The sequence below is a fragment of the Nitrobacter sp. MLSD-S21 genome (genome assembly GCF_058809865.1).
In genome coordinates, this window is record NZ_JBXASZ010000001.1 from 250013 (window position 1) to 267349 (window position 17337).

Annotated in this window: 23 protein-coding genes; 15 read left to right on the plus strand and 8 right to left on the minus strand. The window is 61.6% G+C overall.

Annotated elements, in window-relative coordinates; genetic code table 11:
* Positions 1-4: 4 nt before the first annotated feature.
* The 6 genes from AC1RT6_RS01230 to AC1RT6_RS01255 form a co-directional block, all read right to left on the minus strand.
* A complete protein-coding gene (locus AC1RT6_RS01230) occupies positions 5-1645 on the minus strand; it encodes a terminase large subunit domain-containing protein (RefSeq protein ID WP_493028940.1) in 1641 nt (546 codons plus the stop codon).
* Positions 1642-2013: a hypothetical protein gene (locus AC1RT6_RS01235; protein ID WP_472790144.1), complete on the minus strand. Its 372-nt coding sequence runs from the start codon at positions 2011-2013 to the stop codon at positions 1642-1644. The genes AC1RT6_RS01230 and AC1RT6_RS01235 overlap by 4 nt, the downstream gene beginning before the upstream one ends.
* 138 nt (positions 2014-2151) lie before the next feature.
* Positions 2152-2319, minus strand: coding sequence for a hypothetical protein (locus AC1RT6_RS01240; RefSeq protein ID WP_472790143.1), 168 nt, complete (start codon positions 2317-2319; stop codon positions 2152-2154).
* A 45-nt stretch (positions 2320-2364) separates the two neighbouring features.
* A complete protein-coding gene (locus AC1RT6_RS01245) occupies positions 2365-3207 on the minus strand; it encodes a hypothetical protein (RefSeq protein ID WP_472790141.1) in 843 nt (280 codons plus the stop codon).
* A gap of 5 nt (positions 3208-3212) precedes the next feature.
* Positions 3213-3899, minus strand: coding sequence for a recombinase family protein (locus AC1RT6_RS01250; RefSeq protein WP_472790139.1), 687 nt, complete (start codon positions 3897-3899; stop codon positions 3213-3215).
* A gap of 60 nt (positions 3900-3959) precedes the next feature.
* Entirely contained in the window at positions 3960-4190 is a 231-nt protein-coding gene (locus tag AC1RT6_RS01255) for a DUF3102 domain-containing protein (protein WP_472790137.1), read from the minus strand.
* Positions 4191-4331: 141 nt separating this feature from the next.
* Between AC1RT6_RS01255 and AC1RT6_RS01260 the strand changes: the two genes are divergently transcribed.
* Together AC1RT6_RS01260 and AC1RT6_RS01265 are read left to right on the plus strand one after the other, a co-directional pair.
* Positions 4332-4559 (plus strand): hypothetical protein, encoded by a 228-nt coding sequence (locus tag AC1RT6_RS01260; RefSeq protein WP_472790135.1) that lies wholly within the window; start codon positions 4332-4334, stop codon positions 4557-4559.
* A gap of 358 nt (positions 4560-4917) precedes the next feature.
* Positions 4918-5280, plus strand: coding sequence for a hypothetical protein (locus tag AC1RT6_RS01265; protein WP_472790134.1), 363 nt, complete (start codon positions 4918-4920; stop codon positions 5278-5280).
* A 73-nt stretch (positions 5281-5353) separates the two neighbouring features.
* Here AC1RT6_RS01265 and AC1RT6_RS01270 read toward each other — a convergent pair whose 3' ends face one another.
* A complete protein-coding gene (locus AC1RT6_RS01270; protein ID WP_472790132.1) occupies positions 5354-5596 on the minus strand; it encodes a cold-shock protein in 243 nt (80 codons plus the stop codon).
* 574 nt (positions 5597-6170) lie between these two features.
* Between AC1RT6_RS01270 and AC1RT6_RS01275 the strand changes: the two genes are divergently transcribed.
* The 9 genes from AC1RT6_RS01275 to AC1RT6_RS01315 all read left to right on the plus strand — a co-directional run bounded on the left by AC1RT6_RS01275 (position 6171) and on the right by AC1RT6_RS01315 (position 14279).
* On the plus strand, positions 6171-6584 hold the full coding sequence (locus AC1RT6_RS01275; RefSeq protein WP_079447130.1) for a GTA-gp10 family protein: 414 nt from the start codon (positions 6171-6173) through the stop codon (positions 6582-6584).
* Positions 6585-7122: 538 nt separating this feature from the next.
* Positions 7123-7272 carry a hypothetical protein gene (locus tag AC1RT6_RS01280; RefSeq protein ID WP_158081532.1) on the plus strand — a complete coding sequence of 50 codons (150 nt, stop codon included), beginning with the start codon at positions 7123-7125 and terminating at the stop codon, positions 7270-7272.
* Positions 7272-8057, plus strand: coding sequence for an energy transducer TonB (locus tag AC1RT6_RS01285; protein ID WP_079447128.1), 786 nt, complete (start codon positions 7272-7274; stop codon positions 8055-8057). The genes AC1RT6_RS01280 and AC1RT6_RS01285 overlap by 1 nt, the downstream gene beginning before the upstream one ends.
* Before the next feature lie 76 nt (positions 8058-8133).
* A complete protein-coding gene (locus AC1RT6_RS01290) occupies positions 8134-8628 on the plus strand; it encodes a DUF3016 domain-containing protein (RefSeq protein ID WP_079447127.1) in 495 nt (164 codons plus the stop codon).
* 226 nt (positions 8629-8854) lie between these two features.
* Positions 8855-10234, plus strand: coding sequence for a PepSY-associated TM helix domain-containing protein (locus tag AC1RT6_RS01295; protein WP_493028947.1), 1380 nt, complete (start codon positions 8855-8857; stop codon positions 10232-10234).
* Positions 10234-10764 (plus strand): PA2404 family protein, encoded by a 531-nt coding sequence (locus tag AC1RT6_RS01300; RefSeq protein WP_079447124.1) that lies wholly within the window; start codon positions 10234-10236, stop codon positions 10762-10764. The genes AC1RT6_RS01295 and AC1RT6_RS01300 overlap by 1 nt, the downstream gene beginning before the upstream one ends.
* Positions 10761-11087 (plus strand): hypothetical protein, encoded by a 327-nt coding sequence (locus AC1RT6_RS01305; RefSeq protein WP_079447123.1) that lies wholly within the window; start codon positions 10761-10763, stop codon positions 11085-11087. Before AC1RT6_RS01300 ends, AC1RT6_RS01305 begins: the two co-directional genes overlap by 4 nt.
* Before the next feature lie 13 nt (positions 11088-11100).
* A complete protein-coding gene (locus AC1RT6_RS01310) occupies positions 11101-12333 on the plus strand; it encodes an efflux RND transporter periplasmic adaptor subunit (protein ID WP_244553493.1) in 1233 nt (410 codons plus the stop codon).
* The gene (locus AC1RT6_RS01315) at positions 12330-14279 is read left to right on the plus strand and encodes an ABC transporter permease (protein ID WP_493028949.1); all 1950 of its coding nucleotides are present in this window, start codon (positions 12330-12332) and stop codon (positions 14277-14279) included. Before AC1RT6_RS01310 ends, AC1RT6_RS01315 begins: the two co-directional genes overlap by 4 nt.
* A gap of 17 nt (positions 14280-14296) precedes the next feature.
* Here AC1RT6_RS01315 and AC1RT6_RS01320 read toward each other — a convergent pair whose 3' ends face one another.
* The gene (locus AC1RT6_RS01320; RefSeq protein WP_087881165.1) at positions 14297-14707 is read right to left on the minus strand and encodes a hypothetical protein; all 411 of its coding nucleotides are present in this window, start codon (positions 14705-14707) and stop codon (positions 14297-14299) included.
* A gap of 47 nt (positions 14708-14754) precedes the next feature.
* On the opposite strand from AC1RT6_RS01320, the gene exbB reads away from it, so the two are divergent.
* From exbB to AC1RT6_RS01340, 4 genes are read left to right on the plus strand one after another with little or no spacing between them, the layout of a single operon-like run.
* Positions 14755-15453, plus strand: a complete 699-nt coding sequence (gene exbB, locus AC1RT6_RS01325) for a tonB-system energizer ExbB (RefSeq protein ID WP_493028951.1) — start codon at positions 14755-14757, stop codon at positions 15451-15453.
* 6 nt (positions 15454-15459) lie between these two features.
* A complete protein-coding gene (gene exbD / locus AC1RT6_RS01330) occupies positions 15460-15942 on the plus strand; it encodes a TonB system transport protein ExbD (RefSeq protein ID WP_079447119.1) in 483 nt (160 codons plus the stop codon).
* The gene (locus tag AC1RT6_RS01335; protein ID WP_079447118.1) at positions 15939-16736 is read left to right on the plus strand and encodes an energy transducer TonB family protein; all 798 of its coding nucleotides are present in this window, start codon (positions 15939-15941) and stop codon (positions 16734-16736) included. Before exbD ends, AC1RT6_RS01335 begins: the two co-directional genes overlap by 4 nt.
* Entirely contained in the window at positions 16733-17305 is a 573-nt protein-coding gene (locus tag AC1RT6_RS01340; protein WP_472790118.1) for an invasion associated locus B family protein, read from the plus strand. Before AC1RT6_RS01335 ends, AC1RT6_RS01340 begins: the two co-directional genes overlap by 4 nt.
* Positions 17306-17337: the final 32 nt, after the last annotated feature.

The window sequence follows — 17337 nt, forward strand, 5'->3', positions numbered from 1 at the left end:
CCTTTCATCCGATCATTCCCATTGACCTAAATTTTTCGTCCATCTGGTCGTCGAATGATGCTGTCCGACCTATGTGGTGCGCGGGGATCTGGTTCTGCTTGGGCGGACCAATTTCGCCCGCCATTTGTTTCGAGTATTCCACCGAGCCCTTGGCCCATTCCTTTGTGATTGGTTGCGGCTTGTCGTTGGCAGGTGGGATCGTGCCGTTGGCTCTCGCTTCGGCCATCTCGCGGCGAGCGATTTCCAGGAAGGCGCGGCCGCCAGACCAGTCTTGCAGGATCAAACCGGTCACCGCGCCGCTTACAGCGTTGGCGATGTCCTCGTGGCCCTGCGCGTCGATCGAATCCTTACCGCTGCGCGCGGTGCGACGTTCGAGGCTGCAGATCTGGTTGATAAGTTTGGGGTGGTCGAGAAGTTCGACGCGAGCGCCGTTGAGCAGCGGCAACAACTCCAAATACAGGTCGGACTTCGGCTTAGCGCTGGCCTCGTAAACTATGCCATGGGTTTCAAAACGCTCGCGCGGCCAGAGACCAGCATATTTGTCTCCCTGGACCTTTTTCAGACCATAGGTTTTCAAGAGCTTGGCGAATTCCGCGGTCACCTGCTCGGGGGAAAACGGCGGTTTAGCTTCGCGGACAGCATCCAGAACGGCCTTCTCACCTTCTCGATGCGCGATCGCCAGGGTCATGGAATCGGCACTGCCGCCGCTCGGATCGACGAAGGCGACGTAGCTTATCCCCTTTGTCGGAGGTATCTCACGACGGCCCTTGATGACGCAGGCCTCGACCGCTTCCCGTGATACGAAGGCTTCGATATCGGTTCGAAACTCCGCACCGTATTCAGCGCGAGCCTTAGCGGGGTCTTTTTCGAACTCGCGCGCCAGGAAACTCGCTGGCACTGAGGGATTCATTTCCGAGGTTGATGCCTTCCATACGAGGATGTCGGCATCGTCGCGTCCGTAGTATTGCTTGTAGTCCTCCCACAGCTCGCCGCGCCTGGCGTATGGCGATGACGCCTTGAGCAGCATGGCACCCGGGATTGTCGCCATGGCCGGCCGCATGGCGCCGATGATTTCGCTGTCGGGGTTCGCCGTGTCCTCGTCGGTCTGGAGGAAAGCGAGCTCGTCGATCTCGCCAGCTACAATCGTATATGATCTGACAGCCCGAAAGTTGGCGGCCAAAATTTCGATACTTATTCCATTTGAGAGGTCCACCGCCTCCTGCGCCTCGCGCTCTATGAGACCAGCGAGCAGGGGGATCGACAGCATTCCTTTCAGGTAGCGGAAGATCGCGCGCGCGGCCTTTCGATCTTGTGCCACTACCATGATCGTGCCGCGCTCGCCCCCGGTGAGGTATGGCGACCAGTCGCAGAAGCAGGCGAGGAAGGCTGCGATTAGCGCTAAAATCAAGCTTTTGCCGCCGCGCCGTCCAATCACCAGTGTAGCTTCGAGATAGCCGCCTGGCAGCGGCGCCTTGCGCCCGGTGAACTTCTGGAAGATCGCCAGCTCAGGTTCGTCGAGCGGGAGAGCGAACACCACCTTCAGAAAAACGAACCAATTCGCCCAGGTCACGCGGTTTTTGAACCAGCTCCCGAAAATGTCGGGGTCGTTGACTGCGTCCATGATTGTGATCGGCGGTTTGCTCATTTCGACGCCGTTCCGTACCGGGACGCCAGATGTTCAGCGAGCGGGTTGTGGCTTGGCTTATTCTTCACGGCTTTCGCCTTCAATCGAAGGAGAATGCGGCGGCACTCGCTGGCGAGCCGAATTGCCTCGTCAGCGTCAACGGGTCCGCCGGCCACGATGTCCTCGCGAGTTTGTTCAGCCCGAAGCGCCAGAGCGGCAGCTTGAGCGATCAGCTCGCGGTCGATCGGCGAAAGCTGGCCGCCGACCTCGGCCGACAGCTCCTCGAGCAGCGCGCGATAGCGCCGGGACGAGCGTGTTCGCGCGTCAAAGCGCGGTAAGGAGATTCCGGAGCTTGTCGTGCGGGTTGGTCGTCGGGCAGCGGTAGGCATCTTTGTCCTGGAAATGGACTGGAGCCTGGTGCTGCCTTCCCCTCGCGGCACATTGAGGGGACGGGGTGCGTACCATGTAGGGCGCACATCTGGTACGAATCAGTACATGCATCGGGCTAACATTTCAATAATCAGTCGTCAGCGGACGCGATCGAGATCGAAGCCGGCGCCAAACGCCGCCTCGCCGACGAATACGACTCGGCGCAGGAGCGTCGAGAGATCGCTAAAGCCAGCAACCCCAATTCTTCCAGTGCAGAAGAATTGCCAGGCGCGGCCGACATCGGCCTCACGCACAAAGAAATCCATGAAGCGCGCGTCATCCGAGACGCTGAATTGGCCGCGCGCCAACCCTTAAGGGCGGGAGAAACGCTGCCTAAGCTCGTCGGCCGATAGTCGGGGCAGTCCGTACGGATAGCCAGCCTTCAAACAGCCAGGCTCGCATTCTAACGCTCCGCTCTCCGCAAAGCAGAGCTCAGGACCGTTTGGCGCGACAAAGGCGAGCACGATGAATGATTCGCCGAAAATCGCGAGGTGCGAACTGTACTCCCCGTCACGGACTGATCCGTGTTCGAAGCGGCCCGCGGTGTGAAGACGCCCCTGCACGAGCGGAAGCGGATTCGGAAAGACCCTGAAGAGATCACTGGGGAGGGCTCCGGCGACTGCGTGGTAATTTGTAAACCACTGCGGATAAACGCGTCCTTCCGGTGGCACACAGTTGCCGGTGAGCTTCCAATGCATACCAAGGCCGAACTTGGCCCCGAAGAAATCAATGCAGCGATGAATATAAGGATCGTTGACGTTCACAGGCGTCGTCATTCCCCGCAAAGTCTTCATTTGTGCTTGGCTAAGAGGTAGCGGTTCGGGATCGATGTGAAACGCCGATGCGACTTCTGGGTAATTGGTAATCATCGAAGAGCTGATCGCTTTGACTTCTTCTCGCTCGCTTTTGTCGAGACTGTCCGGATAGCTTCGCCCTAGCCACGCGATGATGGTGTCGATGGCGGCACTGCCCCGGTTGCAGCCAGAGCATGAGGGGAAAACCAAATCATTTGGTCGCTGCTTGCGCCTAAACAGGATTCGCGGTGGCATGTGGTCTGGCTCTTCGCCGGGAACGACACCACCGCAATAGACACATGGAAATTCGCCGTCTCGGATGCGCTGGTGCTTGATCGCCTTCTGCCGAGCTTCACCCAACGTGATCAAATCCGTTCCAGAACGCGCGCGACCTGCACCGCGGACCACTCGCCATTGCCACGCGCAGTCGGAATGCCGGCCGCGTTGAGTCCCGCCGCAAGATCTCGTAGCGAGGATTTTCCTTCCTCGCGAAGTCGGTCAATCGTCGGGAGTAGGTCGGTCGCGCGCTGAGCTGCCTTGGCCTTCGTCGCTGCTGCGCCCTTTGCCCGTGTCTTGGCGGTCGGCTTTACGCCACGATCGCCGCCGAGCTTCGTTCCGCGCCGCTTCGCTGCTGCCAGCGCCGCCTTGGTCCTTGCCGAGATCATGCCGGCCTCAAGCTCGGCCACGGCGACCATCTGTTGCAACAGAAACCGCCCCGTTGCTCCTTCTACCGCCGGAAGATCGGCAAACCGCACATCAACGCCGGCCTCCAATAGACGGGAGAGGAAGGCTACAGAGCGCGTCAGACGATCGACCTTGCTCACTACCAGCGGGCAGCGATGAAGCCTCGCGGCGGCCAGCGCCGCGTCAAGCTGCGGCCTGTCAGATCGCTTGCCACTCTCCACCTCCGTGAATTCGGCGACGATCTTCCATTTGCCACCGTTGAGGTATGTCGCGACCGCTGCGCGCTGCGCGTCGACGCCTAAGCCCGACTTGCCCTGTTTGCCGGTGCTGACGCGGTAATAACAAATGAAACCACCCGAATGAGCCATAGGACGCCTCGTAACACTACAATCAACGCCCGTTGATAGTCGTGTAACGGAGCTACGCTGTCAACCGGCGGCTATGCGGCGCTCGACTTCGGCTTGCACTTCCGGCGGGGTCGACGGCGCGGCGAGCTCGTAAAGAGCGGACAGACTCAAATGCGAACCAAGTTCGCTTTTCTCCCCAAAGTGCTCAGCGACGCCCATAAACTTTTGTGCGGTTTTCGCCGACATCTCGAACTCAGCTTCGATCCACGGCAGGAACGAACCGTGCGGCAGCGCGGCCTTTTGCCGGATCAATGCCTGCCCGATCGTGATGACGCTGTGCGGCGGATCAGTGCGGCGTCAGCAGGCCTCAAAGTCGCCGCCCGGCTGGGTCAGACGGGCTGGATTTTTATTCTGGGAGGCGTCTGCGTCAGGACCCGCCTAGAATGCCCACGCATGAGCAAAGAGAAACATCCCCCTGTCCATCCTTTTGGACTGCCTCTTCTCGCACTGGTGGCGATTATTGTGTTGGGAGGCTGCTATCTGGCTTTCGGCGTAGGGAGGGATGCTCTCACCTACGCGTTTGCGATGCTGGTGGTGGTGTTTGGATTTCCGGTGGTTGTTGTCTTTGGTATTGCCGGGATTGTTTTGGCCGGTCGCCGTTTGCTGCGGCGACTGCATTGAACCGTCGTATCTCGCCAACTTTGCTTGCGGGCACGCTTCGACCCTTTCCTCCCATGAGATAGGACTGGCCGTCCTGCTCATGGCCCCTGACGATGGGGAGCACCGGTGTGGTGCCGAGTACTAGCTTATCCCCGGCCTTGCGGCCCGCCACGTTGTCCCCGTGACGTCTCCGGCGTCTTTTTTGGGCTTCGCCACGTTCATGCCGGCCGCGGTGGTCATCCGCTCGACGGCATAAACGCCATTCGCCCTCCGGGTGGTGCCCGGTCTCAGTGGTCGCGGGTGTTATGGGTCACACTTGCCCGCACTTTGATTCCGATCGCCTGGCGGCGTGTAGCGTCCGGCTCGCTGCCGCTTTGAGGTGCGGCGCCTTGCGGTCATTCATCAGCGGCAGCTTGCGCTCGCCGGCGACGAGATCATGGCCGGATCTCGACTCGTCGCTATTCTCGCGACGGCCGACCGTAGTTCGTTGATTGCAGCGGGAGCCACCGAGCAGACCCGCAATCGCGGACGCCACGGCCGACCGAACGCAGTGGTTCGATCAGTCGCGTGCGCCCTCGCAAAATGCTCGAGCTGCGGCTATCCGGGTCTTGTGAGCGCCGAGGTCAACACCATCGGCAGATCGCGCATAATGCAGTCCGTCGACCAGGTCTATCGCGCCGAGAAAATTTCGGCCGAAGTAGACGTCGACACTTGTCTCAATTTCATCCGGGGAGTATTTTGAGACCGGTGCTGCCGAGCACTGCAATTTGCGATTGGCCCTGCCGTTTCCCGCGGCGGGGCTTCGCATTTCTGGATCAGGTGGCCGGTGCATGTTCGGCCTCCCTTGAAACGGCGACAGCTCGCGGACCGCGGTCGGCTTCGACGATATCGAATTCGACCGTATCGCCCGGACTCAGCCTGAGCTCGCCATCGACCCGACAGGATTCCTGCAGATCAACGCGGTGGACAAAAACGTCCGTGCCGCCATCGTTGCGTTGGACAAATCCAAAACCGCGATCGTTGCTGAAGAATTTCACCGTGCCAGTGGAGCGCATCATGCAGCCCTCCGAGCGGCGACCGCGGCGGCAAACTCGCGGGAAGGGAAGGGGCCCGGTGCGTCATCTCCCCAGCCAAGCTGGAATGCTCCATCGTCCCGTTGGCAAATGAGCTCCGGATCCCGTTCGGACAGATCGGAAAAGCCCTTTGTTCTTAATGCGAGCTCATCGAGGTGTTTGTCCGAATGCCGATTGGTGGTATTGGATCGCCCAAACCCTTCCAAGCTGAATACGAGGGTTCGATTCCCTTCACCCGCTCCAGAAGGATTTCAATGCAGGAAAACGAGTTAGCCCTTCCGGCGCGTGGGTGACGCTCGTGATAAAATGAAGGTGATCGCCGAATTGCTCCCATGACCACATATGGCGAACCGTGAGCCGGAGCAGCCTTATCGCCTGATCCTCCCGGAACACGGCATGTGGTTAGCCGATGCGAGATGCTCGGCGGGAGAGCATCACAATAGAATAAAGAGCCGCCTCACCTACATATCGCACAGACGGTGTGGTCTGCTTTCGTATAACGCCGCCTGGGTTGCTGGAATCGCAGGCCGAATTGCCAAAGTAATCGAGGAGGTTTGAGATGACCAAAAACAACACCAATCGTTGCGCTCGCCAGATCAGTTTTGCCGGCAAGGTTCGTACCTTCAATTTGAACGACCCCAAGGTCCTCGCCATGATCGCAGGTGGAGCGAAATTGAAACAGGTCTCGAGGATGATCACGATTGCCCGTCTCGGCATAGGCAGGGCACCACTGGCGGGGCAATACGGCGACACACCGGCGGCTTGCCACAGACGCTTTCTTGAAAAGATCTATTCGGCGACCGATGTGGAGAACGTCATCACCCTCGGGCTGATTGGTGGCGGGATGGCCGAAGATGAAGCTTTCGCGCTTGTTGATGAGCACGTCGTCGGTAAGCCCCTCGAAGCCAACGCGTTGATCGCATCGGAAACCATTGCCGCGCTGTTCGCTGATGCAGGTGATGCGAAAGCATAACGGAAATGGTTGCTTGAATCCCGGTCTTTGCTGATAGCTCAAGTTTCGGCAGGTTAGGAATAAGGCGTCGCGCATCACCATCGACGGTTCGGCAATCACAAAGGGCGATGCACGATGAAACATCGTGCCAGACGTTTGAATGGGGCTCAGTCGCGAGCATGACTGATGAGCCTCGCTACCGATGGTTTCAGCCCATCTGTTCCAGAAGACGACCCGCCGCATCTTGAGCCGCTTCTGCCATTTTCACCGCGCTATCACGCGTAAGCGAATCTCGTTGCTTGCCGACGTCCTTTGATTGATCCCGGCAGCAAGCGGCTCGGCGATGCTCCCAGGCTCGCAATCGCTTGCGAAATATTCTGTGTCGCTCCGACCGCGTCGCGGAGAGAAGCCCTCATTACTTTCGAGGTATTCAAGTTTGCTGGCTCTTGCAATGCCTTGAAGGCGGCACATGCCCAGCCTAGGTAGCTGCCATGCCCTGTGAGAAGCGCGCGGCTGCGTATGCGCGACGTTGTATTATTCGCAGGCCGGAGAGCGAAGAATGCACGCCATCATGCGAACTGTCCGCGCGGCTGATGGTCATTCTCTTTGTGCGTCCATCGTCATGGCCGTTCCGCAACGTGTTACCGCCATGCTGACCCGCGCCGATGTAATTCATCACCGTAAATCCCTGGTCGCGGACGGTGCGTGATGGGAAACCCCACCGCCATCATGCAAGGCGGTTGGATGCCTCGTCTTGTTGCGCGGAGAATCCCATCGTGTATCGCGCTCACTGCACATTTCGCTATCTTGTATACGCTGGTTTGCGATCCGACGGTCAAGCCGGTGGTCGGCGAACAGCCTGGTCCGGCCCTTGTCGAGATCGTCGTTGTTCCCTCCCATGGCTCAACCTTCGTCGAGCACGGTGAGGTTGCCGAACCAACGTCGGCGGAACTCGCTGAATTACCCCCGCCGACGCTCGCCGAGGACCCTCCGCCGGAGATTTCCGAACAAGGAGAAGCGGTAGAAAAGCCGGTGGCATTGCCGGCGCCGAGTCCGAAGCGGGCGTTAGTTCACAAGGCAAGCGCACCTCCTGTTCCGCCAGCCGCAAGCTCCGCGCCGCCTCATACGAGTGTGCCGATCATGGGCGCTACCGGCGTGCCTGACCAACCCGAGATGGGAGCGAGCGATACCGATCAAGCGTCCGTCGGGGTCTCGCATGCTTGGAAGGCGAGGCTGCTCTCTCACCTGGAGCGCTACAAGCGCTATCCGAGCGAGGCCCGTATGAAAGGAACTGAAGGGACGGCGCTTTTGAGCTTCGGCATGGATCGCGACGGTCGGGTGCTCCGATATCATCTTGTGCGCTCTTCGGGTTCTCCTGAACTCGACGACGAAGCCTTCGCGATGATCGTGCGCGCATCTCCTTTACCCCCTGTGCCGCCGGAGATCACCGCGCAGGTCGTGCAACTCGTTGTTCCCGTGCGCTTCAGGATGTGAACTCGTCTCGGCAATTGCGCCTGGAAGGTTTCGGGATTCGTGCTTATGTTCGGTCAACGGGGCCGAAAGGTGAACCATGCGCTGGAATCTTGGCATCGCTGCGGTTCTTGCAGTCATCATTCTTTCGCCGGCATCGAGCCACGCTGGCGTGAACGTGCGCTTCGTCAATTCTGACCGCTATACCGATGCAGGCTCATACGATACTTCGAGCGCGTCGGTAGAGGCGGCTTTTCGCGCTCATCTGGATCGTCTCGGCAAGCGATTTCTCGCGCCTGGGCAGAATCTCAACATAGATATCGTCGATATCGATCTTGCTGGCTATCAACAGCCGCTTCGTTTTGCTCCCAACAACGTCCGGATTGTTAATGGCGTCACGCTACCGAGGATCGTACTGCGTTATGCATTGATCGAAAGAGGCCGGCGTGTGCGAAGTGGCGAAGAGACGCTCACCGATATCAACTACCAGATGAATCCGTCGGCGCGCTTTTCGGGCGATCGGTATGTATACGAGAAAGCACTGCTGGACGACTGGTTCCGGCGTACCTTCTCCACTAGTCGCCAGGGTTTCTGAGGCGGCTGTGCCTTTTCACTTTCTTTTATCAGGACCTGGGCGAACCCTTCTTTTTCCGCGATAGGGGAAGGTTGCCGCTCCGACGAGGTCATTGTGACGGTCGTGGAAGGCGTCGTCTATTCGCTTATCCAGGACCACGGCGCCGCAAATCTACTGAATCAAAAGCACTATTCCGTGTTCGGTAACTACTACACCGGCGTTTATGGCGAGCCGCAACGCTATACCCTTGTCCACCAAGTTCCGCTTCTGGAGCGGTTGGAAGAAAAAAGATGGGTGCGACTGGTTAGCTCATGACGTCAAAAAATTTTGTAGCGAGGGGGTTCAAAAAGCGGTTGCTCGAACGTCTCTAACTATAGGGTCGCCATTCTTTGACCTGCGGATGTCCCGTGGCGGGACAACCAGCGCGCCGAGGACAGCAGGAGTGAATGGAACCGCATCGCGTAAGACCTCAGGTGCCCGCCTGTGGTTCGTAATTCACGGTTGGCTTGCGCTGCCGATCTGGGCGTTTTTGTTCTTCGTTTGTCTGACAGGGTCGATCGCGACCGTCAGTCAGGAGATCATGTGGTTGGCATCTCCGATGGAGCGGGCCAATGCTCCCACGAATGACGCGCGGCTGCTCGGTTATGACGAGATACTGGCGGCGGTTGAGCGCGAGGTGCCCGGTGCTCGGGTGAGATTCATCTCGCGGCCGGTGAAGTCGATCTTCGCCCTGGGGGTGCAAGTGACACGCCCCGATGGCAGTTCCGCCAAGTTGTTCGTCAATCCATACACTGGCGTGGTGCAGGGCGAGCAGGGCACGTTCGATTTTCGTGATTTCACGCGCGCCTTGCACGGCTGGCTGTTGATGCCGTTCGACAGTAGCTTCCCGATTGGGTGGTACTTTGTCTCGGCCTTGTCGGTTCCACTGCTTGGTTCGCTGATCACAGGGATCGTCGTCTACAAGCGGTTCTGGCGTGCCTACCTGCAGCCCCGCCTTCGCATCGGCAAGGGCAAGCGCATCTTCTGGGGCGACCTGCACCGGCTGGCCGGGGTGTGGTCGATCCCATTCATCGCCATTATGGCGGTGACCGCAAGCTGGTTTTTGATCCAGGCGATTCTCAGCGACAACCACATTTCGATTTCAACGGCAGGTGTGCCGCCCGTGGTGGCGCGCACCGACGTGCCGGTGGTCGCCGAGGGCGCGCCGGCGCCGCGGATCACGCTGGGGCAGGCGGCCGAGATCGTGCATGCTCAGCTGCCTGATCTTGAGCCCAGCTTCGTGGAACTCCCGGACAGCGCCTACGGCCAAATCAGCGTCGGTGGGCGCGGCAATTATCCGCTGATTTTCGAGACGGTGGAGGTCAATCCCTACAACGGCAAGGTGGAGCGGGCGCGGCGCGTGTCCGACCGCTCCGCGCTCGAGCTCGTCACCGGCTCGATGCGGCCTTTGCACACCGGCGATTTCGCCGGCGTGTGGCTCAAGCTCATCTACCTGCTGTTCGGTCTGACGCTGACCACACTGGTGTTTTCCGGGATGATGGTGTGGACCAGGCGCACCGCGATCGAGACAGTGAAGATCGTCCGCGACCGCAGACATGTGCGGTTGGGGCTGGAGGCGACTGAGTAATGGCGGCGCTCGTATCCCCATCGCGCAATGCGTCGCTGTGGCAGCGCTGGCGATTCCATCTCAGCGCCTTGATGCTGATCGTGCCGATCGTTTCGGCGCCGGCCTTCTTCCAGGCAGATGCATTGTTCGGTGGCAAGAAGGGCCTCGGCGAGCGCGATATCGGCGAGGTTGTGGTTGGTCCGTGGACCGCGCGGATGGCCGAGTTCAAGCTGATCGAACCGGAGGCGGAAGGGCGTGCGGGTTACACCAAGTCTTTTGTCATGGCGCTGTGTCCGGCCTGCGTCGATCAGGTGAAGGCGGCATACTTGCGCGTCGGCAAGCCGCGCAACGTTCGTACCGCGGGCGCGCTGTTTTCGGGTACCCCTTATCGACAGTTTGCGGAAGTGCGGATTCCGGAGAAGGCCAGTGCTGACGGTATGTTGTGGGTGACGTTCGAGGGCTGGGACGGCGCGCTATACCAGACGTCGATCCCGATCCGCACAGCCTCGCCCTTGACTGCGGCCTGGCTCGAGAAGAGGGGGCGGATATGAAGGGGCTCTGGAAAGGCGGACTGACCATCGCCACCTTCGGCGCGGTGTCTTTCTTTATCGGTGCTGCCTGGGCGCATCCGCCGTTTTGTATCTGCAAGATGATCGATGCGACGATGGTGGGTTGCGAAGGCGGATTCGCGGACGGCACCGGCGTTCCCGGGGTGAGGCTCGACGTCGTTCGCTACGACGAGACGATCATCCTGCAAACAAGCTTCGGGACCGACTCGACCGTCAGCTTCCGCAAGCCTGACGGCGAGTTCTATTTGCTGTTCGACGCTGGCCCCGGCCAGTCGTTCGACGTCGACTACAAAGACATTCAGTGAGCGGATGCCGACGATGAACGCCCCGGTGCCTCCTGACGATGTCGATGGCGTGACGCTGCTGCCGGCCTGGACCGCGCCGGCGCGGCGAACGCGCGGTTCTCGGCGGCTCGTCCTGGGGGTGAGCGTTGTCACACTGGCTGTGCTCGGCACCCTTGCTTTCATGGGATTCCGCGCGCCGTCGCCGGACAGCCTTTATGAGACCGTTGCCGTCACGCGGCAGGACATCGAGAGCACCGTTGCCGCGACCGGTAAAATACAGCCGCGCGCTTATGTCGATGTCGGCGCGCAGGTGTCCGGCCAGTTGAAGCGTCTTCACGTTGCCGTTGGCGACGAGGTGACCGCGGGGGCGGTCGTGGCGGAGATCGACGCCGAGATGCAGGCGGCCAAGGTCGAGGGCATTGAGGCGGACGTCGCGCGGTTGACCGCCGAACTCGCCGAGCAGGAAGCCGGGCTTGCGTTTGCAAAACGCAATGCCGAGCGCCACCTGACGCTGTCTCAGAGCAGCGCAGTTTCGAAAGTCGCTTTTGAGACGGCGGAGCGCGACCGCGACATCCTGATCGCTCGTATCGACGCTTCCAAAGCCCGCATCCGTCAGATGCAGGCCGATCTTCACGCGCAAAAAACAGCATTGCGCTTCGCCCGTATCACCGCGCCGATGGCGGGCACCGTGGTTTCGTTGGACGCGAAGGAGGGGCAGACCCTCAACGCGAACTATGATACGCCGCTGGTGCTGCAAATCGCCGACCTCGATACCATGACGGTGTGGACAGATGTGTCCGAAGCCGACGTCGTCAAGCTGCGTGAAGGCATGCCGCTGTGGTTCACCACATTGGGCCGGCCGGACCGCAAGTGGCATGCAACGCTCCGGCAAATCCAGCCGGCGCCGCGCCGGCCCGACAAGAAGGTCGAGGCCAAGGCTGCAACGCAATCGGGCAATGTCGTACTCTACACGGCGCTGTTCGACGTTCCCAACAAGGATGGCGGCTTGAAAGCCGGAATGACCGCACAGGTATTTTTCGTCACCGCCGCGGCGCAAAACGCCCTGGTCATTCCAGTGTCGTCGCTCAACGAAAAAAGCGAGGTTCGCGTTCTTCAGGGAGACGGGACCATCGCCGTCCGCAAGGTCGAGACTGGTGCCCGGACCCGCTTCCTCAGTGAAGTCACGAGCGGCCTCGCCGGTGGCGAACGGATCATCACGGGCGTGAAGGCGTCCGGTCCGCCCGCTAAGCTGAGGGTGGAGTCATGAACGCATCGCATGTTCCGCTCATCGACCTGACGGGCATTTGCCGCTCCTATCGTAGCGGCGATGTTGTTACCCGCGCGCTGCGCGGCGTCGAGCTGTCGATCTATTCCGGCGAGTTCGTCGCCATCGTCGGCGCCTCCGGATCCGGCAAGTCGACGCTGATGAATATCATCGGCCTGATCGACCGGCCGACGCAGGGCATCTACCGTTTTGCGGGACAGGATGTCGCCGGGCTCGATCGTGACGGTCTCGCTGCGCTGCGTCGCAATTCCTTTGGTTTCATCTTCCAGCAGTATCATTTGATCTCGACAGTAAGCGCGCTAGGCAATGTCGAGATGCCGGCGGTTCATGCCGGCGCGCCCCGCGCTTATCGTCATCGCCGCGCGTCCGCACTGCTGGCGCGGCTCGGCCTTGCCACGCGCATGTTCAATCGGCCGTCGCAGCTCTCGGGCGGCCAGCAGCAGCGTGTCTCGATCGCGCGCTCGCTGATGAACGGTGGCGCGGTGATCCTCGCTGACGAGCCGACGGGCGCGTTGGACAGCAAAAGCGGCACGGAAGTACTGGGGATCCTGAAAGAGCTTGCCGGCGCCGGGCACACGATCATCCTCATCACTCACGACTCGAACGTAGCCGCCGCGGCTGAGCGCATCATCCGGATCGAGGACGGACTGATCGCCTCTGACAGCGGTCGCGACGCTGGAAGGGTTCCGCGCTCCTCGGTTGCCGTTGCTGCACGGCATGCGAATGGCACCTCGCCGCCGCTGTGGGCCTGGCTGGAGGAAGCGGCCCGCTCTGCCTTCGCCGCGCTTGCGGTCAATCCGGTTCGTACGGCGCTGACCCTGAGCGGCATCGTCATCGGCGTTGCTTCCGTCGTCGCCATGATGGCGATCGGGCGCGGCGCGCAGGCGTCGTTCATGGAGCGGGCCTCCGCCATCGGCACCAACTGGTTGGTGGTCAGCCGTGCGGGCGAATCCGCAGTGACCAGCATGCCGCTGACTCTCGCCGATGCCGAGGCGATCAAGGATCTTGCCAACGTGTCCGGGTCGATGCCGGCCTTGTGGGAAGCCGGCATATTGCGGCACGCCAACACGGATATGAACGCCGAAGTAATCGCCACCACGGCCGAGTTTCGGACGGTTCACAACTGGGATACGGCGAAGGGAATGTTCTTTACGAAGGAGGATGAGATCAGCGGCAACGCCGTGATGTTGCTCGGTGCGACCCTCGCGTTAAAACTGTTTCCCAATATCGCCGATCCTTCCGGCAGCCACGTTTTGGTCAACAACATTCCATTTCTTGTCACCGGCGCGCTCGAGTCCAAGGGCCTTTCCGAGAAGGGCATGGATCGGGACAATAACGTGGTGATGCCGCTTCGGACGGCTGCGATGCGACTCTATGGTAAGGACGAGCTGTCGGAGATCGTTGTCTCCATCGCCGATATGTCCCGTCTGCAACAGACCAAGGACGCCATCAAGTCGCTGTTGATCCGCCGCCACGGTCGCGAGGATTTTTGGCTGCACGATGCGGCGTCCGCCTTCCGCAAGGCCGAGGATGAGCGCCGCTCAAGTAATCTTTTGCTCGGCGCCATCGCCGCGATTTCGATGCTGGTCGGCGGTATCGGCATCATGAACATCATGCTGATCACCGTGGCCGAGCGCACCAGGGAAATCGGTGTCCGTGCCGCGATCGGGGCCAGGACCGCGGACATCCTGGGCCAGTTCCTGACCGAGGCGATCGTTTTGTCGGCAATCGGTGGCGTGTTCGGGTTGCTGCTCGGCGTGCTGATCGGAATAGCCGCAGCCACACTGTTCGGCATGACGGTAATTTTCTCGATCACGGCAGCGATCGGCGCGGTAACGGGGGCAGTGGTTATGGGAACGCTGTTCGGCTTCATGCCGGCGTTTCGCGCGGCGCGGCTTGATCCTGTCGTGGCGCTGTCAAGTCAATAGGAACAAGGAACGGGGAATCATGACGGGATTTGTAACAAGGGCGACACGTCTTGGGTTTGTCGTCGCGCTCGCCGTTCTGGCGATTGCGGCGCCGGCGACTGCGCAGCAGCAGAGGGAGCATCCGGCTGCGGCGGGATCTGGGCCGTCGGCGCATCCCGCGACGCAGCCTTCACCGCGGTCGGCGTTACCGACGCAGCCATCATCGTCAGTGCCGATGTCTTCCCAAGCAGCATCGACGCCGATGCAGCCGTCCGCGCAGCCATCGTCCGCATCGCCAACGACACCGCCGTCGTCGGTGACATCGCCCACGCCGTCGTCTTCTTCGGGTGTACCTGCGGCTGAAGCTTCGTCCGGGGAGGCACCGGCGGCATCGTCTGACGCGGCCGCGCCTCTGGATCAATCAGCTGCGCCGGCTGCCGCGCCAGCATCGGATGCCTCGTCCTCCACGCTTCCGCAAGACCTGTCGCCGTGGGGCATGTTCATGCAGGCCGACATCATTGTGAAGGCGGTGATGATCGGTCTGGCGTTTGCGTCGCTGGTGACGTGGACGATCTGGCTGGCGCGGGGGCTGGATCTGGCGGCTTCGCGGCGGCGGGCACAGAGCTGCTTGCGCAAGCTGGAGCGCGCCGACACTCTTGCGGCGGCACGGGCAGAGATCTCTGAGGGGTGGACCGGCAAGGGCCCGGTGTCTGATCTGATGGAGGCGGCGGAGAACGAATGCAGGCGCTCGAACGATCTGTCCTCTGAGGGCATCAAGGAGCGTCTGGCCATCGCGCTGTCGCGGATCGAGGCCAAGTCGGGGCGCGACATCGCCCGCGGCACGGGCTTGCTTGCGACCATCGGGGCGACCGCGCCGTTCGTCGGGCTGTTCGGCACGGTGTGGGGCATCATGAACTCCTTTATCGGCATCTCGCATTCCAAGACCACCAATCTTGCGGTGGTGGCGCCGGGCATCGCCGAAGCCTTGCTTGCGACCGCGCTCGGGCTCGTCGCCGCGATTCCGGCGGTGATCATCTACAACGTGTTCGCGCGTGCGTTTTCGAGCTACCGGGCGCTGCTGTCGGATGCCTCCGGCGAGATCATTCAGCACATCTCGCGCGACCTGGAACGTCAGGAGCGGGGGCTTGGACCGTCCGTGGTGCCGCTGTCGCGCGGCCGCTCCGCTGCGGAGTGAGCCCTCATGGCGGTATCTCTGAAGAACCCGCAGGACGGCGGCATCGACGAGCTGAGCGAAATCAACGTCACCCCGTTCATCGATGTGATGCTGGTGCTTTTGATCATCTTCATGGTGGCTGCGCCGTTATCGACGGTGGATGTCGCGGTCGACCTGCCGGTGTCGAATGCACAGCCGCAGCCGCGTCCCGACAAGCCGGTATTTTTGACGGTGAAGCAGGATCTGACGCTGGCGCTCGGCAACGACGAGGTGCCGCGCAATACCCTTCAGGCAACGCTCGATCAGCAGACCAGCAATGACCGCGAGCAGCGGGTGTTTCTGCGCGCCGACGGGACGGTGGCTTACAACGAGCTGATGAAGGTGATGAACCTGTTGCGCGAGGCCGGCTATCTCAAGATCGCGCTGGTTGGGCTGGAGGATACCGGACAGGTGCAAGCAGGTAGCGTGGCCGCCGGTAGCAGTGCGCCAGCGGCGGCTACCAAGCCATGAGGATCGATTGGCGCGATCCGGACGGGCGGCCGGAAGGCGCGGTGACCAGGGCCGCGGCGCTGCGCTGGACCGCGGCCGGGCTTGCGGTGGTCGCGGTGCACGCCGGCGGCATCTGGCTGGCGTTGCACTGGCCGGCGCAGGCCGAGACGCCGGGCGATCCGCCGGCCGCGATCATGATGGAGCTGGCGCCGCTGGCGGTGGCGCCGGAGGTGCCGCAGCAGGACATCGCGCCGGGGCCGCAGATGGAGGAGGCCGAGGAGGAGCAGCCCGAACCGGAGAAGCCGGTCGAGGAGAAGCCAGATCCGACGCCGCCGGAAGTGAAGGAGGCCGAGCTCAAGCCGCCGCCGACGCCGAAGGTGGAGAAGGCGGAGGTGGTGCTGCCGGCCAAGACGGAGCCGCCGAAACCGAAGCCGAAGAAGAAAAAGAAGAAGGCGCCGCGCACCACCGCACCGCAGAGTTCACAGGCGCAGCGCGCCGATCGCGCCGCCGCGCCCGCGGAAGGCATGGCCTCGTCGATGTCGCCGAGCTCCTGGCGCGGCGCGCTGATGGCGCATCTCAACCGCCACAAGCGTTTCCCGTCCGGTGCGGCGGGTGCGGGGGTTGCGACGGTTGCGTTCACGATCGACCGCTCCGGCCGCGTGCTGTCGGCACGCCTGGTGCGCTCGGCCGGCGACTCCGCGCTCGACGCAGAAGCCGCCTCGCTGCCGCGCCGCGCCAGTCCCGTTCCCGCCCCGCCGCCCGATGTCGGCGGCGGTTCAATCACACTCGCCGTTCCAATCAGGTTCAGTCGATGATGTCAGCCAATCTCACACGAACACGCCTGTTCACCCTCGCTGCCGCGATCACAGCAACGATGACTGCGGCCCAGGCCCAGCAACCGGCGGTGCAGCAGCCAGCCACATCAGCAGCAACGCTGCCGAACGGGGCCTCGTCGGTGAACGAGACCTTCGGCGACTGGACCGTCGATTGCCGGATCATCGAGCGGCGCAAGCAATGCTTGTTGTCGCAAGCGCAGGGCAACAAGGAAACCGGCAGGCGCGTCTACGCCATCGAACTGAACCCTGCCGTGGGCGGCAAGGTCGATGGCACCATCCTGATGCCGTTCGGGCTCAATCTCGACGCCGGCGCGGTGCTCAAGCTCGACGACAAAGACCTTGGAAAGGGACTGCGCTTCTCCACCTGCGTGCCGCAGGGCTGCCTGTTGCCGGTGAATTTCCCCGCCGCCGCCACCGACGCCATGCGCAAGGGCACGAAACTCGTGGTCGCCTCGCTCAACCTCTCCAGCAACGAGGCCGTCACCTTCAACGTCTCGCTCAACGGCTTCGGTCCCGCGTTGGCGCGCGCAACAGAACTCGCAAAATAGCGACAGTCGAGAGAACCGGTTTTGACGAGATC

Coding starts and splice junctions, on each gene's coding strand:
- AC1RT6_RS01230 (WP_493028940.1), bottom strand. CDS start 1,645: ATGAGCAAACCGCCGATCACAATCATGGACGCAGTCAACGACCCCGAC.
- AC1RT6_RS01235 (WP_472790144.1), bottom strand. CDS start 2,013: ATGCCTACCGCTGCCCGACGACCAACCCGCACGACAAGCTCCGGAATC.
- AC1RT6_RS01240 (WP_472790143.1), bottom strand. CDS start 2,319: ATGGATTTCTTTGTGCGTGAGGCCGATGTCGGCCGCGCCTGGCAATTC.
- AC1RT6_RS01250 (WP_472790139.1), bottom strand. CDS start 3,899: ATGGCTCATTCGGGTGGTTTCATTTGTTATTACCGCGTCAGCACCGGC.
- AC1RT6_RS01260 (WP_472790135.1), top strand. CDS start 4,332: ATGAGCAAAGAGAAACATCCCCCTGTCCATCCTTTTGGACTGCCTCTT.
- AC1RT6_RS01270 (WP_472790132.1), bottom strand. CDS start 5,596: ATGATGCGCTCCACTGGCACGGTGAAATTCTTCAGCAACGATCGCGGT.
- AC1RT6_RS01275 (WP_079447130.1), top strand. CDS start 6,171: ATGACCAAAAACAACACCAATCGTTGCGCTCGCCAGATCAGTTTTGCC.
- AC1RT6_RS01280 (WP_158081532.1), top strand. CDS start 7,123: ATGCACGCCATCATGCGAACTGTCCGCGCGGCTGATGGTCATTCTCTT.
- AC1RT6_RS01285 (WP_079447128.1), top strand. CDS start 7,272: ATGGGAAACCCCACCGCCATCATGCAAGGCGGTTGGATGCCTCGTCTT.
- AC1RT6_RS01290 (WP_079447127.1), top strand. CDS start 8,134: ATGCGCTGGAATCTTGGCATCGCTGCGGTTCTTGCAGTCATCATTCTT.
- AC1RT6_RS01300 (WP_079447124.1), top strand. CDS start 10,234: ATGGCGGCGCTCGTATCCCCATCGCGCAATGCGTCGCTGTGGCAGCGC.
- AC1RT6_RS01305 (WP_079447123.1), top strand. CDS start 10,761: ATGAAGGGGCTCTGGAAAGGCGGACTGACCATCGCCACCTTCGGCGCG.
- AC1RT6_RS01310 (WP_244553493.1), top strand. CDS start 11,101: ATGAACGCCCCGGTGCCTCCTGACGATGTCGATGGCGTGACGCTGCTG.
- AC1RT6_RS01315 (WP_493028949.1), top strand. CDS start 12,330: ATGAACGCATCGCATGTTCCGCTCATCGACCTGACGGGCATTTGCCGC.
- AC1RT6_RS01320 (WP_087881165.1), bottom strand. CDS start 14,707: ATGCTGGCGCGGCAGCCGGCGCAGCTGATTGATCCAGAGGCGCGGCCG.
- exbB (WP_493028951.1), top strand. CDS start 14,755: ATGTTCATGCAGGCCGACATCATTGTGAAGGCGGTGATGATCGGTCTG.
- exbD (WP_079447119.1), top strand. CDS start 15,460: ATGGCGGTATCTCTGAAGAACCCGCAGGACGGCGGCATCGACGAGCTG.
- AC1RT6_RS01335 (WP_079447118.1), top strand. CDS start 15,939: ATGAGGATCGATTGGCGCGATCCGGACGGGCGGCCGGAAGGCGCGGTG.
- AC1RT6_RS01340 (WP_472790118.1), top strand. CDS start 16,733: ATGATGTCAGCCAATCTCACACGAACACGCCTGTTCACCCTCGCTGCC.